Source organism: Halochromatium glycolicum (assembly GCF_016584085.1).
Classification (GTDB): domain Bacteria; phylum Pseudomonadota; class Gammaproteobacteria; order Chromatiales; family Chromatiaceae; genus Lamprobacter; species Lamprobacter glycolicus.
Genome location: NZ_NRSJ01000068.1, coordinates 1 through 15,998, shown reverse-complemented (window position 1 = coordinate 15,998; position 15,998 = coordinate 1). Strand labels below are relative to the sequence as shown.

Sequence of the window (15,998 nt, the reverse complement as noted above, 5' to 3'; positions counted from 1 at the left end):
CGCGCAGCAGTCCCGCGACGCTGAGGTGCTGGCGTGAGAACGGACCACTCATCAATACCTGCCTCGCAGCTTGAGAAGGTCGTGGCAGTATACTGATTCGGCTTCAAAAGTTTACGAAAGATTTTTTTCGGCTCAAAGCCAACTTATTGTTTCTAAAGCAGATATTTTTGCGGCGGGAATTGCTGAGGTATTTGAGTTGTCGCTCGGGATCGGGTTCCAATTCCAGTAGCCCGCGCACGGCCTCGGCGTAGACGGCCACCCGCTTGCTGCGGGCGTGGCGCATGTTCGGGAGATTGAGGCGGGCAATGAGATTGCGGCTGCCAAAATGATCGCGCGCCTGCTGCTGGCGAAAGGCGTAGGCGAGACAGGCGAAAGACAGGTAGGCGCACCGCTCGCTGCCAAGACGCAGCTCGGTCGTGTAACGCCCGCCGCGCAGGAAGATCACCACGGGCACGATGCGCTCAGTGCCCAGCAGTTCGGCGACGTCCAGGCAATAGTGAGCGAGCCGATGGATCGAGAAGCGTCGGGTTTTGGTCTCTTCCTCGAACAGAAACAGCAGGGCTTCGCGCCGGCTGTCTGGCCACTCGACCAGCACAGGCGTATCCAGCTCGCGGAAGCGCTCGCCGAGACGCTCCTTGAGCTGTTCCTCGCGCACCGGTAGATAACGCACGCCGGGAGCACCCAGTCCTTCAGCCTCTTCGGGAGCGAACAGCTCGATGGCCTGGCGCGGGTAGTCGAGGATCAGGTTCTTGAAGTTCTGGTCGTGGCTGCTCGGCATGGCGCCCGTGGCTCGTCTTAGGGATCGTCATGCGGGCAGAAGCCGCACCCCGCTCTCTCGCATATTGCTGATGGTACCACTCGCTGCTCACCGACTGCGGCTCTTCCAAGGTGATGAGGCTGGCGCGATGGCGCTCTTGCTAAGCAGCTGCAAATCAGCTTCGACATCGCCTGGGTGTTTTGGCGCAGCGCGAGACGAGGCGGCTGGGCAAGCAGGCGCGTGAGCGGGCGGTATATGAAACGATGTCGTTTGTTTAGTCGCTTGACAAGCCGCTACAGCAATGTCATCGATTCCGTTCGGGATCTGATACGTCGCGATCAGGAGCGTGCTGCTAAGATTGTCCATCTACAGGGTCTCATGGACGAGGCACTTGCTGCTCCTGATTGACACCATTCGCCCGGATGACATCGACATCCTGCGCGTACGACATGGACATGAAGATTGGCTGAATCAGGGGACTAGGGACTAGCGCAGCAGGAGACCGATCGCGTGGACAAGCAGGCGCCTGAGCGGGCAAACCGATGAACCCCAAAATCCACCACCACGGCGCCACCACCGGCGTGACCGGTTCCTGTCATGAGTTGCGTTACGCCGCTGATAACAGCCCCGGTTCCCAGAACGTCACCGGCTACCACTCGCTGCTCATCGATTGCGGCCTGTTCCAAGGCGACGAGGCCGGCGACGATGGCGCGCGCGCCGACCAATTGCAGATCGGCTTCGACATCGACCCCATCCAGGCGCTGATCATCACCCATGTCCACATCGACCACGTCGGGCGGCTGCCGCACCTGCTCGCCGCCGGCTACCAGGGCCCCATCCTCACCAGCCCCGCCTCGGCCGAGCTGCTGCCGCTGGTGCTCGAGGACGCCCTCAAGGTCGGCTTCACCCGCGATCCGCGTCTGATCGAGCGCGTGCTCGCTGTGCTGCAGAGCCGCATCATCCCGCTGTCGTTCGGGCAATGGCATCGGCTCGACGGGCAGGGCGGCGTCGTCGCGCTCGAGCGGGCCGGCGACCCGGCGAGCGCGATCTCCGGAAACGCCGATCCGCACCTTGACGCAAGCAACGCTGACGCGACCACTGCTGAGGCGACCGCCGGTGGCGAGCAACCCGCCAGCGGTCCCTTGATCCGTCTCCAGCGTGCCGGCCACATCCTCGGTTCCGCCTATGTCGAGATCGATCTCGCGCACCAAGCGGCCATGTCCGCGTCCGCGCAGGACCATACCAACCATCCCGCGCTGACCGGCACGGCCTCGAACGAGCCCCCGCGCAAGCGCCAACGGATCGTCTTCTCCGGTGACCTCGGCGCCCCCGACACCCCGCTGCTGCCGGCGCCGCGGCCGCCTGAGCGCGCCGACATCCTGATACTCGAGAGCACCTACGGCGACCGCCTTCACGAAGACCGCGGCACCCGCGTCGAGCGCCTGCGTGCGGTGATCGAGCACGCCCTAGCCGACGGCGGCACCGTGCTCATCCCGGCCTTCAGCATCGGCCGCACCCAAGAGCTGCTCTACGAGCTCGAAGGCCTCTTCCACAGCCACGGCGAGGACGGCCCGCAAGCGCGCGCGCACTGGCAGCGCCTGCAGGTCGTGCTCGACTCACCCCTGGCCGCCGACTTCACCACAGGCTATCGGCGCCTGCGCCAGGTCTGGGACGACGAGGCCCAAGACCGGCTGCAACAAGGTCGTCACCCGCTCGCCTTCGAGCAGCTCGTCACCGTCGACCACCACGCCGACCATAGGCACATGGTCAACTACCTGGCCCACAGCCGCCAGCCCGCCGTGGTCATCGCCGCCAGCGGCATGTGCGCCGGCGGCAGGGTAGTGAACTATCTCAAGGCGATGCTCAACGACCCCCGCCACGACATCCTCTTCGTCGGCTACCAGGCCAAGGGCACGCCCGGGCGCGACATCCAGCGCTACGGCCCGCGCGGCGGCTATGTGATGCTCGATGGCGAGCGCTACGACATCCGCGCCCAGATTCATACCATCGGCGGCTACTCAGCCCATGCCGACCAGCGGGGTCTGATCGAGTTTGTCACCGGCATACCGGTCGCGCCGGCTGAGATCCGGCTAGTGCATGGGGATGAGGGCGCCAAGGTGACGCTGGCCGGGAAGCTGCGCGAGCGGCTGCCACGGACCGAGGTTGTGGTGCCTTGAAGGTTTGCCTTACGCACGGCTCAACCTGATCGGCGCCTGAGTCAAGCTAAAGCGGAAGCGTCTGAGCATGCCGAAGATCATTAAAACACTGCGCGCACACTCCCAGGCATTAGGCTGGCTGAATGGGCTCTTGTATCTCGTCGCGATAGCGCTCTCGCGGATCAGCGGAGACCGTGCGCGCCTGATCAAATACGATCTCGTGGTACAGCCCATACGGACCGAGCCCTTGTTGCCGCCTCACCGCGGCCCCCGCATCCGGGTGTACGAAGCAACCCCTGAAGACGCCTTGCTGCGTGCCGTGCCTTATCGCGACGAGGCTGTGCTCCAAGATCGATTCTCCAGGGGCGGCCGCTGCCTGGTCGCGCAGTTGAACGATGATCTGGCCGGCTTCCTATGGTTTTCCCATGGCGACTATCTGGAAGACGAAGTCCGTTGCCTGTTCAGACCGGAGCCGGCGGAAACCAGCGTCTGGGACTACGATGTCTATGTCGCCGATCGATACCGGCTATCGCCCGTTTTCCTGAAATTGTGGCAAGAGGCGAATTCACGCTTGCACGCCGAAGGTTTTCGTGAATCCTTTAGTCGCATCTCTGCATTCAATCCGAGCTCTCATGGCTCGCATGCGCGCCTCGGTGCCAAGACGATCGGTTGGGCCACCTTTGTTGTGATCGGCTCGCTGCAGATCATGTGGGCGAGCAGGACGCCGTTCTTGCATCTCTCGTTCAACGAACGTCGCCGCCCCGTCCTTCGCCTTCGCGCAAGATAGCCGGTTTCAAACCAACACCTCGACCGGCTCCGGGTGACTGAGAAAACGCGTCGGGCTCGCGCTGTAGCCATAGGCGCCGGATTGGAAGACGACGATCAGGTCGCCGATCTCGGCGCGCGCCAGCTCCATCTGCTGCGCGAGGACATCCAGCGGCGTGCATAGGGGACCGACCACGTTCACCAGCTCGCGCTCGCGGCCCTGGACACGATTGCCGACCACCACCGGGTAGTTCTTGCGGATCACCTGACCGAAATTGCCCGATGCGGCCAGATGATGATGCAGGCCGCCGTTGGTGATCAGAAAGGTCTGTCCGCGCGACTCCTTACGATCCAGCACCTCGGCGACATAGACGCCGGCCTCGCCGACCAGATAGCGGCCCAGTTCCAGGATGATCTCGACCTCCGGCAGCCGCGTGCGCACCTCGGGCAGCCGTTGTGCGAGATGCTCGCCGATCGGCTCCAGATCCAGCGGTTGCTCGCCGGGGAAGTAGGGGATGCCGAAGCCGCCACCGATGTTGAGCATCTCCAGCGGTGTCGGTACCGCTTCGGCCAGCCGCAGCGCCAGCTCGAAGGTCTGCTGTTGCGCCTCGATCAGGGTCTCGGGGCGCAGGTTCTGCGAGCCGGAGAAGATGTGCAGCCCGCGGAAGTGCAGGCCCAGCTCGCCGATACGCGCCAGCATCGCCGGTACCCGCTCGGCATCGACACCGAAGGCCTTGGGGCCGCCGCTCATCTTCATCCCGGAACTCTTGAGCTCGAAGTCCGGGTTCACGCGGACAGCGACCTGGGGCGTCCGGCCGCTGCGCTCGGCGATCGCGGCGACGCGTGCCAGCTCGGTCTCGGATTCCAGGTTGATGGTGATGCCGGCCGCGACCGCCGCCTCCAGCTCCCAGGGCGCCTTGCCGGGACCGGCGAAGCTGATCTCGGCGGCGGGCATGCCGGCGTCGAGCGCCACCCGCAGCTCGCGGGCCGAAGCGACATCCAGACCGTCGACCAGGCCGGCCATGTGCTGCACCAGCGCCGGCATCGGGTTGGCCTTGACGGCATAATGGATCGACAGCGCGCTCGGCAGCGCTGAGCGCAGTTGCTGCACGCGCGCGCTCAGTTGCGCGCGATCATAGGCGTAGAAAGGCGTCTGGCCGACGCGCGCGGCGAGCGCGGTCACCGGCAGACCGCCGATCTGCAGACAGTCGTCGACGACCGGGAATTGGGTCATCGGCGCGTGGCCGGGGCGATTGGCCGTCATCGGTCGTTGCCCTCCTGAAACAGCTCAGCGAAGGTGTTGGCGAGGGCCTTGCGGTCGATCTTGCCGTTGGCGTTGCGCGGCAACGGCTGCTCGCGCACCTCCAGATGGGCCGGCAGCATGTAGGCCGGCAGCCGCGGGCGCAAGGCATCGAGCAGGGCCTGCGAGGTCAGCGTCGCCTCCTTGCCCAACACCACCAGCACGATGCCATGACCCAGCATCGGATGCGCAATCCCGAGCGCGGCGGCCTCGGCGACCATGCCGGTGGCGTAGACCACCTCCTCGACCTCGTTCGGGCTCACCCGGTAGCCGGAGGTCTTGATCATCTCATCCTGACGGCCGATGAAGTAGAGGTAGCCCTCGGCATCCCTGCGCACGGTATCGCCGGACCAGACCGCGATCTCCGGCAGCGGCAGCCCCTCCGGCTGTCCCGGCGCTGGGCGGAAGCGCTCGGCGGTGCGCTCGGCATCGTTCCAGTAACCCATCGAGACCAGGGCACCGCGATGCACCAGCTCGCCGGGTTCATCGGGCGCGCAGGGACTGCCGTCCTCGCGCACCACCATGATCTCGGCATTCGGGATCGCCTTGCCCATCGAATCCGGGCGGCGGTTGAGCTCGGCCGGCGGCAGATAGGTCGAGCGGAACGCCTCGGTGAGCCCGTACATCAGGTAGAACTGCGCCTGTGGTAGATGTTGCCGCAGTGCATCGAGGGTCTTGCGCGGCATCGCCCCGCCGGAGTTGGTCAGATAGCGCAGGCTCGCGCGCGCCTCGTCGGGCCAATCCAACTGGGCGAGCTGAATCCACAACGGCGGCACCGCGGCCAGCCCGGTGATGCCCGCGCGCGCGACCGCCTTGATCACGTCCCGCGGCAGCAGATAATTCAGCAGCACGACCGAAGCACCGCGCGCAAAGGCCGTGGTCAACTGGCTGAGGCCGTAGTCGAAGCTCAGCGGCAGCACCGAGAGCAGGCGATCGTCGGGGCGATTCTGCAGATAGGTCGCGACACTCTCGGCGCCGGCGACCATGTTGCGATGCGAGAGCACCACGCCCTTGGGCCGCCCGGTGCTGCCGGAGGTGTAGAGGATGGCGGCCATGTCGGTGTCGATCGGACGGCGGGAGACGGGGCCGCTCGCGGGCTCGGCGGCTGCCAGCGTCGCCTCCCAGCTCAGCACGCGCACATGGCCGAGGCGCTGCTCTTCTGTCGACTCGGTGCCGACCACCAGGACGCTGTGCAGATCCGGGCACGCCGAGAGCGCGTCGGCGAGCCCCGCGAGCCGATCAGCCGAGGTGACCAGCATGCGGACATTGCAGTCGCGCAGGATATAGGTGACCTGCCCCGCCTTCAGCAGCGGGTTCACCGGCACGAACACGCCGCCGGCCAGCGAGGCGCCGAACAGGGCGTGCACCGTCTCCAGGCGTTTATCGAGATAGACCGCGACGCGTTCGCGGGCTGCGAGCGCATTCGCAGCGATAGCGCGGGCGGCTTGTTGGACCGAACCGGCAAAGCGGGAGTAAGGCTGGGTGGCTTTCGCATCGCTCAGCGCCTGGGCATCGGGGGAGCGCTCGGCATGGACAAAAAGGGCGTCGTGGAGCAGCATAGCGTTCTGGGTTTACTAGGCTTGATCAGGGTGGACTGAGTCGATGATACCGCAGTCGGCTGTGATCGCCATCCATCGCGGTTATCCAGCATAACGGTTTGCTTCTATGTCGAAATATCTTTTCTTGCTCGTGCTGCTTCTTAGCTGAATTGTAAATGCTGCTGTCTGCCCTGAAATTCATCGGAAGAGGGCTGGATTATACAAGTCCCGCTGATCACAAAGAGCTTGTCGCAGCAAGATTAGCGCCCGCAAACCCAGAGGCCCACTTCAAGCTAAGGTCGCCTCTATGCAAACCCAAAGACTATGAGCGGGCGTGCGCTGATACGAATAAGGCTTGGATAGTGGTTATCCTTTACCGGGCTTGCGCAACACTCTGAAGGAAATGGATTATTCTTTGTCGGATTCCTTGTCGAATTAGATTCTGCAGATGATAGCCCAGTTTTGGTAGAAGGATGCGTGATCTCTTACTTTTCGTGATCGTCGTTGGCTTGGTGCCAATCATCCTGATGCGTCCATGGATTGGCATCCTGGCTTGGTTTTGGTCAGGCCTGATGACCCCTCATTTGCTGACATGGGGGTTTATGAAAACATTCCCGATCGCGGTCTTCTTCGGTGGGGCGACGCTCGCTGGATTGGTGATGACAAAGGATCGGCGCGCAATGCCGTTGACGCGCGAGATGATCATGATGTGGGTTTTGGTTGCCTACACCGCCATGACTAGCTATTTTGCCGTTTATCATGGTGCTTGGGGTTTTTGGCAACATCTGATGAAGATTCTGGTGATTACCTTTATCACGCCAATGCTGGTGTATGGTCAGCGTCGAATCATTTTGTTGCTATTGGTTATTACCTTATCGATCGCGTTTTATGGTTTCAAAGGCGGACTTTTTGCCATCAGTACAGGTGGGTCACACATGGTTCTCGGGCCAGAGGGATCTTATCTTTCAGGAAATACTTATATTGGTATTGCTATGATCATGGTGCTGCCTTTGGTGCTAGCAAGCGCGCGCATGTTTTATTATCGCTGGGAGGACTTCGGATCTGATTTGATCCGTCGCTTTTCCAATAAGATTGGTTTGCTGTTCTATGGGGTTTTCTGGCTGACCGCAGTAGCAATTCTTGTCACCTACTCGCGAGGGGCGTTGCTAGGATTTCTTGCAATTGCGCCTTTCCTTTTCATTCGCATGAGAAGAAAATGGCTGATGATAGTGCTTGCCGTCGTGGGTGTTACCGTCATAGGGGTGACCGTTCCCGACCGTTTGATGGCGAAATGGGGGACGATCGAGACCTTTGAGGAAGACACGTCCGCCATGCAACGGGTGCAAGCATGGGGTGTGAGCTGGAACATGGCAATGGAACGGCCTATAAGAGGTATGGGTTTCCGGTTTACATATATGGATTATGATTGGTGGATCACCTATGCCAATTTCGAGGGCTCTTGGGAGCATGTGCTATCCCCGCACAGCATCTATTTCAGTCTCCTTGGTCAGCACGGCTTCGGCGGTTTGGCTGTCTTCATGACCCTGGTAGGCTTTACCTTTCTTACCCTGAACCGAATACGACGAAAGGCCGTTCGTGAGACGGGCCAACGTTGGCTGTCGGAATATGGCTGGGCGATTCAGGTCGGGCTGATCGGCTATCTCGTAGCGGGCACCTTCTTGGATGTCGCTTATTTCAGCCTCCTTTATGCTTTTGTTGCGTTGGCGATCATCATGCGCCGAGAACTGGAAGAGGCGCCGAGAGCGATTGAAGAGACCGAAGCTGAGGAGCATTGGGTCCCCAAGCCCGAACAGAAGCCTCGCCCTGCAAAGGGTCCAAGGTTTCCAGACTTCGTTCCCAAACCCGAGGATCTGCTGAATCAGCCGCGGCCTTGGTTAAAAAAACAATGAGTTTGCCGAGTCGGCTCCTGGACTATTACTTAGAGCGCCTTGGCCAGGGGTTGGCATCTCAGGTTCGCCCCGCTGTCGGTCTCTGGGACCCGGAGCGACAGCAGCCGACGCCGACCGATCATTACGGCCAACTCGCGTGCGCCCTGGCCTTGGCTTTGTTGGGATTCGCCGAGCAGGCCCAAGCCGCCGAACAGGCCTGGTTGGCGGTGTCGCCGACCCAGCGCGGTCATGCCCCCTTCAATCGTTTCCTGCTCCTGCTCCTGAATCGGTGCGATGGCCGCCAGCGCATGGTGAGCCTGTGCCCGCTTCAGCGCGCCTACCCCTCGAACAATTGGACGCTGCTCGCGCAACTTTGCCGCCTGCTTGAAGCCCGGGAGCCGGCGCAACACCAACGCGCGGATCGCCGACTGCGCCAACTGCTGACGCGCTGGGTGACCGACAGCGGCGGCTTCATCGACGCTCCAGCCCGGCCAGCCCGGCCAGCCGGAGCATCGACCGGCTGCGGGCGGGTGGCCACACCGATGGCCTATCACCACAAGGCCCTGTTCGTGGCGAGCGTCGCGGCCTGGCAGACTGGCGATCAGCGCTGGGCACCGATCCTGACCAAATTGCTGGATTGGACCCTGCTGAGCTGGGATGGCGATGGCTGTGTCGGCGGCTTCGGGCGCAGCAATCATGCCCTGTTTGGTGAGGCCTGCCTGCTCGCCGCGCTGCTGCTGATCGGCGCCGCGCAACCCGAACAGCGCGAGCGCCTCCCTGGGCGGATGTTTGCCGGTGTGCTGCGACGCTGGCGGCATCAGGTTCGCGCCGATGGCTTGCTCTGGCTCACTCCCGCCGATGCAGCAACCCCGACTCAGCCTCAGCCCAAGACCCGCGGCGGCTGGGATGAGTACATGCATCTCTCGGTCTATAACGCCTGGACCGCGGCCATTTTGGCTTGGGCATGTCAGCTCACCACCGATGCGGAACGGCCCGCGGTGCTTGATGCGCTCAGCTTGCCGAGCGTATCGCACGGGCTGCGAACCGACCCGAGCGCTGGCTTGCTGCGGGTCGAGTCGCAGACCGGCGGCTGCGCGCTCGTCTCCACGCGCGGTCAGCCGCCCCAGGCCTTCCGGCGCACCGAGATCGAGGGCCGCTACAGCGGTGGTCTGCCGTTCCATCTCAGGGCGCGGGATCGCTACCTGTTGCCGCCGCCGGTGCGCCTTCCCGTCGAGGTGCTCCTGCAACGGCCGGCACTGGCCGGCTGGCTGCCGGTGTTCGAGGTGGGCGAGGCGCTCTATGGGCTGACCAATTTCGAGACGGTCGTGGTGCAGTGGTCGCAAGCGGTCCTCTCGCTCATGGCCGAGGGTTGCCCGCTGGCGCTGACCCGCCCGCCCGCGCGCGGCCTCTCCGGGCGGCTGCTCGCGGCGCTCGATTGGCGAGTGCTCGGCGGGCGTCTCGGGCGCCGGCAGGCGCTGCGGCGGACGGCCTTGACAGGCGTCAGCGCACAGCTTCACCTGCGCCTGGATCTGGATCACATGACCTTGAGCCAGCGACTGACCCTGGACAACGCCGAGGCCTCGCGGGTCCGCTATCTAAATCCGGCGGGGCATGCCCTGATGGCCGCTGCCTTGCCCGAGCAACACCGCATCACTGGCGCCGATCAGGTCGCCGTCGACGCCTCGGCGATGACATCGGACCCACTACCTACCACATTGCCCGGCGGGCAGGGCTATTGCCAACCATCGGCTATACTCCCGCCAGGGCGTTCCAGCTATGGCATCGAGCTTGGCTGGTCTCGGTACAGGAGCACAGACTGCATGCATGTCCAGGCGAAGCAGATTGCGGTGCTGATCCCCTATTTTCAGCGCGAGCCAGGCATTCTCAGGAACACGGTCGGCTCGGTGCTCGCTCAGCAAGGCTTCGAGGATTATCAGATCATCGTCGTCGATGATGGCGCACCAGCACCGGCGCGCGACGAGTTAAAAGAGCTTGGGGGCGGAGAGGAGCGGATCAGCCTCATCGAACAGGCCAATGCGGGGCCAGGCGCGGCTCGTAATACCGCGCTGGCGAATCTGCCAGCGGACACTCCCTATGTCGCCTTCCTGGACTCCGACGACGCGCTTCATCCGTCCTATCTGGCCGATGCGGTGCATGCGCTGGATCAAGGCTATGATCTGTTCTTTGGCAACAGTCAACGCGCCGACATCGCCGGTACCCGCTTCGACTGGAATGCGGGGCCAGGTGCCATGCTCGAGCCTGCCGCTCACACATTGATCGACCCGGAACGTCAACTCTATGCCTTTCAAGGGGATTTCTTCGATTTCATCGTCTATCGCAGCAACATCATCGGCCCCTCGACCATGATGTATCGCCAGGCGATCGCCCCTGGTATTCGCTACAACGAGCAGGTCTACAACGGTCAGGATCGCATCTTCAAGCTCAAGCTCTGTCGGCAGGTCGGCCCAGTGGCGTTCTCGACCAAGTGCTATGCCCAGGAAGGGAGGGGGATCAACATCTTCGATAGCGCCGGATGGGGCTCGCAGCGCTCACTCTCGTTCGCTTCCAGCTATATCGAGATGTGCAAGGTCGTCCTGAAGGAGATTCCGCTGAACCCACGTCAGCGCGCGCATGTGAAGGGGCATCTGGCCCAAACCCGCTACAATTTCACCGCAGGCTTGCTGCATCAGGCACGCCAGCGCGCCGGAATCGATTGGAAGGTCGTGGCGAAAACGCTCAGGGATGATCCAGGCACCTCGATCGGTTTTATTCCGAACGCCGCCAAAATCCTTCTACGCAAGGTCCACTCAGCATGACCCCTTATGATCTCGATGTGCTGGGGCAAGAGCCGCGCCCCTATTTCACCGCCCGCATCCTCGGTGATCAGGTCGAAATCGAAGGCACCACCGACTGTGTGATCGGCGAGAAGCTTCCAGGCTCCGCGCCCGAGCGTCCGGATGGGCTGTTCGTCGAATGGCACTGGGATGGCCGTCGGCTAGTCGTGCGTAACGATTTTTATGGTTTTTCGCCGCTGTTTTATTCCTGCTACGGCAATGCGATCCGCATCTCGCCAAGTCTCGAACAGGCGCTCAGCCCGGATATGCCGAGAGATTTGGACTATGCCGCCCTCTCTGTCATTTTACGCATGGGCCATCCGGTTGGAGACGACACGCCTTTCCGCTACATGCGCGCCTTGCCGCCGGGGAGCACGCTGATCTGGGAGCAGGGCCGGCTCGAGATCGACTCACCTAAGCTGCCCATCCGCACCGGCCCCTATGCCCGAATCGCCTTCGATGATGCGGCGGATCAGTTTGCCCATCTTTTCGATCAGGCCATCCGCAAGCGTTTGCCCAAGGATGAGAAGATTGTTTTTCCGCTCAGTGGCGGCCGCGATTCTCGGCATCTCCTATTCGCCTTGGAGGCCAATGGCGTTAAACCGCAATCCTGCGTGACGCTGGAATATCGACCGCCGGCAACCAACGAGGATGCGCGTATCGCCGGCCTGATCGCGGCCGAGATGAAGATCGACCATCATGTCCTCGAGAAAGCGCCGTCTTGGTTTCAGGCTGTGCTCAAAGAGGCTCACCTCAGCAATTTTTGTGGCGGATCGCATGCTTGGATCTTGCCGTTGGCCGCCTATCTCAAGGGTCGTACCAGTACGCTCTACGATGGTCTAGCAGGCAGTGTGCTATCCGGTGGCTTCATGACGGATGAGCGTAAGCTCAAGCTCTATCGAGAGCAGCGTCTGGAAGAACTGGCTCTGATCTTGTTCAACGAAACCGGAAACGAGGGGTTCAATAACACGGTGCTGAGAGCATCCTTCCGTCAAAAAATCTCGATGAAGATCGCGGTCGAGCGGATCGTGAAAGAGCTGCAGCGTCATGTCGAAGCGACTAATCCAATGCTCTCGTTCATTTTCTGGAATCGCACGCGGCGCGGGGTCAGCCAGATTCCGCTTGCGATCATGGCGCACATCCCAGCGGTGCATTGTCCTTACTTGGATCGGGATGTGTACGATTTTTTGACGAGCGTTGAGCCATCCTATTTTCTTGGCAATCGGCTACATGATGAGGCGATTCGTCGTGCCTATCCAAACTATGCCCATCTGCCTTACGAAGATTCATCAAAAAAAGCTGATTACCAGAAGAAGGATTATGTTTATTTCAGTGAGTCGATCAATGAGTTGTGGGGGTATTTGCTAAATCATAGTTTGCGGTCCTTTGGTATCTTGCGAAAAAGTTATATTTATCCAAGAGTTATCTATGACTTATTAAAGCGCAACAACCATATGCCATGGTATTTAATCAAGACAGTTTTCTGCCTAGAATTAGGAAAAATTTGGCATGATGGTTGGGAGGGCCAACAACGATCAAGTTAAGTATGCAAAGTATAAATATGCCCACTTGAGCGCTCTGCTAGCTGTTGGTCGAGATCACTATTGTCAAACTTATAACCAAGCATTCTGATATCTTCAGAATATACATTCCCAACAATTTTGATCATCTCGCTGTCATAATAATTTTTATATAAACCATGATTACCTTTATTGGATACGGGGAGTGAGCACTGCATCTCCAAGCGACTAGTTATATAAGAGAAGTCTTCGTGTATATTCTCAAAAAAAGCAACAAAATCTATATAAACTTTTTCTCTTTTTTCAAGCATATAATGATATTGTGGTCGAAAATGAGGCCATTTCCAAATATTGCTTCTGCTAAGCCAGATTTTAACAAAATCCTCAAAGCTTGAAATATATTTAAGCTCTTTTTCGCTCCAATTGCGATCTTCCTCATCAAAACCTCCATTTTTTAAAAAAAAATATGCTGAAACCAGTCTATCCCAAGGGTTTCTTACGATCGTAAATTTAAAGTACTCAGTTAGCAATCTTGGCTCAAATATAACTGAATATTCATTAAAAGTTGTATGACCTCCTGCTAGATTGCCGAACAGTTTTTTATTTACCGAAACCCCGGCGCATTTAGGGATATGAATGAATATCGCTTTTTTTTCATCGAAAGGCTTGTATGAATACCCTTTTTTCGACGTTGCTTTCCGCATCCACTGCGAATACTCAAATCCAACTGATTTTGATCTTTTGTAATCCCAGCGCTTCAATTCTAGATAAATTCTTTGAGGAAGCATGTCATATATCACGTTTTTCACTGAATTAACCCTATTTTTGCTAATAAGATGCCTCGCCCCAGGTGGGTTCGGCGAACCACGGGTTGAAATCATCATAATAAGGGATGCCGAACGGCTCAGCAAAAGCCCTACAGGCAACTATATCCTCTGTGCTTACCTCACTACGCCATTTGTCAATCTGAGCGCGAGTCCTGCGGCTAAGTGAATAAATGGTTTCTTTCTTCCCCCCTTTGTTCGATGTGGCAAGGAAATGGCGTGCTGCTTTCGGAAAGGGTAGACCTATCCGTGCGAATAGCGTCTCGAAGTTTGCCTCGGATTCACGGCACAGCCATTCAAAAGGAACGATATGGTGTCTTGCGCCGGCAGCCTGCTGACGGCAAATGACCAAGTTGACGGCTCCCCACATTGCTCCCGCTCGTTCCCAAAATGTTTCGGCTTGCCTGATATGTGTCTCGAATCCAGACAAGTGATCTTCAAGTAAACGTAGATTGGAAAGTAGGACTTCTGGGCGTGGCTGCCAACCCAAACGTTGGAAACTACTGAATTGACCAACCGGATGACGGATCAGCGAAACGACTTTCGCTTCTGGGAACGTTTCCTCTATCCACGGGAGCGCAAGATTTGCGCGCACCAACTTCACAAGGATGTTTCGCTTTCTCAGGAACAGCAAAGGAAAGCGGTCAGAAAAATATCGGTAGCGAGGTGGCAAACGCGAAACGAGTGGACCTGGATCCTCCTTCATGGTGAAGTTAGTCGCGATTCGTCCTGTCAACGCGCGTTTCATATGCGTAGCCCACTGCGCCGGGGCAAAGTCTCGGCCCGGCACGTATACCCAATTGTACCTGGAGAGGGCTCCGGCAACATGGTCAGCATTGTCGGGTTCCCGGCAATAAGAAAAGCCGGGGGCAAAAGATAGAGTCTTGGCGGTCCAACTTGTGCCGCTGCGGGGCATCCCCGAAACAATCAATTTTTGCATCGTTTTAACTTGCGCGTACCTGATTATCAACTATAGTTATCCGCAAAATTCCTGATAGTCTAAGACATGCGGCACGAACCGCTCGATCCACCACCGGGCATAGCAGCAGTACTGAGCGGATTCATTCCAGGTTCTGCGAATCTGGCTGCGCAACTCATCGAGCGAGCTGATGAAGCTGACCGAAATCACCCGCTTGATCGTTTTCCAAATGAACTCGATCGGGTTGAGATCCGGCGCGTACGGTGGCAGGAACACCAGCTCGATGGCGTTGTCCTCGGCGGCTTGCTTGACCTCAGCGCCGTGATGGCTACGGAAGTTGTCGAGGATGACGATGAGGGCGCGATAGTTGGGGTTGGCGGCGCGGATCGCGGCGAAGAACTCGGCGATCGCGGTCTGATCGGAACGCGGCAGAAACTCTTGCACGCTCTCACCGACGAGGGCGTAGAAACCGATGGCATTGGCTTTCAGGCGTGCGGTGTTCTTGGCGATCTCGGCCTGGCCGAAGTGCCACACCCGGGTCGTGTTGGCCGTCAGTTGTGGGCTGGCCTCATCGAGAAAGCCGATAGCGATGTCCTCATCACTGAGCCCTTGAGCGCGCAAGCGCTCATAGGCCGTCATCAGGCGCACTTCGAGCTGCGCCTCGGCATCGTGAGGGCGCTTGGCGTCATCCGGATAAGGTTTGCCAAAGTGCATCCCGAGCTTCTCGCGCAGGATGCGGGTGACCTGGCTGACCGAGAGCTCGACAGCGAACTGCTCGTGGATCAGCGTGCGCACCTCGCGCGTCAGCCAGAACGGTCGCGCTTCGAGCAGGCTCTTCAGCGTCGCGAGATCCGTCTCGTCAAGTGACGGGGGTCGCCCGGGCTCGCCACCGGTTTCGGTGGGATGACAGACCCCCTGGTAGCCACGCTCGCGCCAGGCGCGCACCCAGACGTAGGCGGTGGGCTCGGGAACGTCAACCATGGCGCAGATCTGCGCTAGAGAGAACGAGCGTGGTAGCTCCGCGATCAGGTTCAGCAGCACCAAGCGCAGGCGCACTGTGGGATCGCTCTCCTGCTCCAAGTAGCTGCGGAGCCTTGTTGGGTTCGGAATGTCAATGCGACGACTGCGGGTCATCTTCATCACCTCCGCGAGTCACTTGATTGATTCCCTCAACTATAGAACAAAATGCTAAGAACTATAATCTCAGCCAGGATGAGGAGGCGATGCACATGGTGTTGCGCAAGCGGCGCTCAGCTTTACCTAAAAGCATTATAGTGATGCAGCTTGCAATCACTTAGGGGCGCGCTCGACAGGTTGCACCCGACCTCTAACCATTCCTCGTGAAGGTAGGGGAGTAACAACGAGCCCATGCAGTGTAGGTGAATGCTCACTTGGTTCGAGGTCGCATAGACTTGTTTAAGTTCTTTTGCCGAAACCCAGACTTGATGAGATAACGACGAAAAATCAGCGCCTACACGCACCACACGATATAAAGT

The 15,998-nt window shown here is 59.5% G+C and carries 10 protein-coding genes and 1 pseudogene; 5 read left to right on the top strand and 6 right to left on the bottom strand.

The genetic code is table 11. The annotated features are described in order from the left end of the window. Window positions 1–184: 184 nt before the first annotated feature. Window positions 185–778, bottom strand: a pseudogene (locus CKO40_RS22265) (hypothetical protein); the annotation flags it as partial. Between the two features lie 521 nt (window positions 779–1,299). On the opposite strand from CKO40_RS22265, the gene CKO40_RS24685 reads away from it, so the two are divergent. Together CKO40_RS24685 and CKO40_RS22250 are read left to right on the top strand one after the other, a co-directional pair. Next, window positions 1,300–2,934: an MBL fold metallo-hydrolase RNA specificity domain-containing protein gene (locus CKO40_RS24685; protein ID WP_242477259.1), complete on the top strand. Its 1,635-nt coding sequence runs from the start codon at window positions 1,300–1,302 to the stop codon at window positions 2,932–2,934. Between the two features lie 67 nt (window positions 2,935–3,001). Beyond that, entirely contained in the window at window positions 3,002–3,700 is a 699-nt protein-coding gene (locus tag CKO40_RS22250; protein ID WP_200348650.1) for a GNAT family N-acetyltransferase, read from the top strand. Between the two features lie 6 nt (window positions 3,701–3,706). Here CKO40_RS22250 and CKO40_RS22245 read toward each other — a convergent pair whose 3' ends face one another. Together CKO40_RS22245 and CKO40_RS22240 are read right to left on the bottom strand one after the other, a co-directional pair. After that, window positions 3,707–4,942: a pyridoxal-dependent decarboxylase, exosortase A system-associated gene (locus tag CKO40_RS22245; protein WP_200348649.1), complete on the bottom strand. Its 1,236-nt coding sequence runs from the start codon at window positions 4,940–4,942 to the stop codon at window positions 3,707–3,709. Further along, complete coding sequence (locus tag CKO40_RS22240) at window positions 4,939–6,537, bottom strand: acyl-CoA ligase (AMP-forming), exosortase A system-associated (protein WP_200348648.1); 1,599 nt, start codon at window positions 6,535–6,537, stop codon at window positions 4,939–4,941. Before CKO40_RS22240 ends, CKO40_RS22245 begins: the two co-directional genes overlap by 4 nt. Window positions 6,538–6,989: 452 nt before the next feature. Here CKO40_RS22240 and CKO40_RS22235 point away from each other — a divergent pair, with 452 nt between their 5' ends. Genes CKO40_RS22235 through CKO40_RS22225 form a run of 3 tightly spaced genes read left to right on the top strand, consistent with a single transcriptional unit; the run spans window position 6,990 to window position 12,783 of the window. Continuing rightward, complete coding sequence (locus CKO40_RS22235; RefSeq protein ID WP_200348647.1) at window positions 6,990–8,426, top strand: putative O-glycosylation ligase, exosortase A system-associated; 1,437 nt, start codon at window positions 6,990–6,992, stop codon at window positions 8,424–8,426. Beyond that, on the top strand, window positions 8,423–11,221 hold the full coding sequence (locus tag CKO40_RS22230; RefSeq protein WP_200348646.1) for a glycosyltransferase family 2 protein: 2,799 nt from the start codon (window positions 8,423–8,425) through the stop codon (window positions 11,219–11,221). Before CKO40_RS22235 ends, CKO40_RS22230 begins: the two co-directional genes overlap by 4 nt. Continuing rightward, entirely contained in the window at window positions 11,218–12,783 is a 1,566-nt protein-coding gene (locus CKO40_RS22225; protein ID WP_200348645.1) for an asparagine synthase-related protein, read from the top strand. Before CKO40_RS22230 ends, CKO40_RS22225 begins: the two co-directional genes overlap by 4 nt. Here the strand turns inward: CKO40_RS22225 and CKO40_RS22220 are convergent. The 3 genes from CKO40_RS22220 to CKO40_RS22210 are packed head-to-tail and all read right to left on the bottom strand — an operon-like array spanning window position 12,780 to window position 15,636. Continuing rightward, complete coding sequence (locus CKO40_RS22220; RefSeq protein WP_200348644.1) at window positions 12,780–13,568, bottom strand: sulfotransferase family 2 domain-containing protein; 789 nt, start codon at window positions 13,566–13,568, stop codon at window positions 12,780–12,782. The two genes, CKO40_RS22225 and CKO40_RS22220, sit on opposite strands and share 4 nt — an antisense overlap. Before the next feature lie 19 nt (window positions 13,569–13,587). After that, window positions 13,588–14,523 carry a sulfotransferase gene (locus CKO40_RS22215; RefSeq protein WP_200348643.1) on the bottom strand — a complete coding sequence of 312 codons (936 nt, stop codon included), beginning with the start codon at window positions 14,521–14,523 and terminating at the stop codon, window positions 13,588–13,590. Window positions 14,524–14,559: 36 nt separating this feature from the next. Continuing rightward, complete coding sequence (locus CKO40_RS22210) at window positions 14,560–15,636, bottom strand: IS630 family transposase (protein WP_200348642.1); 1,077 nt, start codon at window positions 15,634–15,636, stop codon at window positions 14,560–14,562. Window positions 15,637–15,998: the final 362 nt, after the last annotated feature.

Coding starts and splice junctions, on each gene's coding strand:
- CKO40_RS22250 (WP_200348650.1), top strand. CDS start 3,002: ATGCCGAAGATCATTAAAACACTGCGCGCACACTCCCAGGCATTAGGC.
- CKO40_RS22215 (WP_200348643.1), bottom strand. CDS start 14,523: ATGCAAAAATTGATTGTTTCGGGGATGCCCCGCAGCGGCACAAGTTGG.
- CKO40_RS24685 (WP_242477259.1), top strand. CDS start 1,300: ATGAACCCCAAAATCCACCACCACGGCGCCACCACCGGCGTGACCGGT.
- CKO40_RS22210 (WP_200348642.1), bottom strand. CDS start 15,636: ATGACCCGCAGTCGTCGCATTGACATTCCGAACCCAACAAGGCTCCGC.
- CKO40_RS22240 (WP_200348648.1), bottom strand. CDS start 6,537: ATGCTGCTCCACGACGCCCTTTTTGTCCATGCCGAGCGCTCCCCCGAT.
- CKO40_RS22245 (WP_200348649.1), bottom strand. CDS start 4,942: ATGACGGCCAATCGCCCCGGCCACGCGCCGATGACCCAATTCCCGGTC.
- CKO40_RS22225 (WP_200348645.1), top strand. CDS start 11,218: ATGACCCCTTATGATCTCGATGTGCTGGGGCAAGAGCCGCGCCCCTAT.
- CKO40_RS22235 (WP_200348647.1), top strand. CDS start 6,990: ATGCGTGATCTCTTACTTTTCGTGATCGTCGTTGGCTTGGTGCCAATC.
- CKO40_RS22230 (WP_200348646.1), top strand. CDS start 8,423: ATGAGTTTGCCGAGTCGGCTCCTGGACTATTACTTAGAGCGCCTTGGC.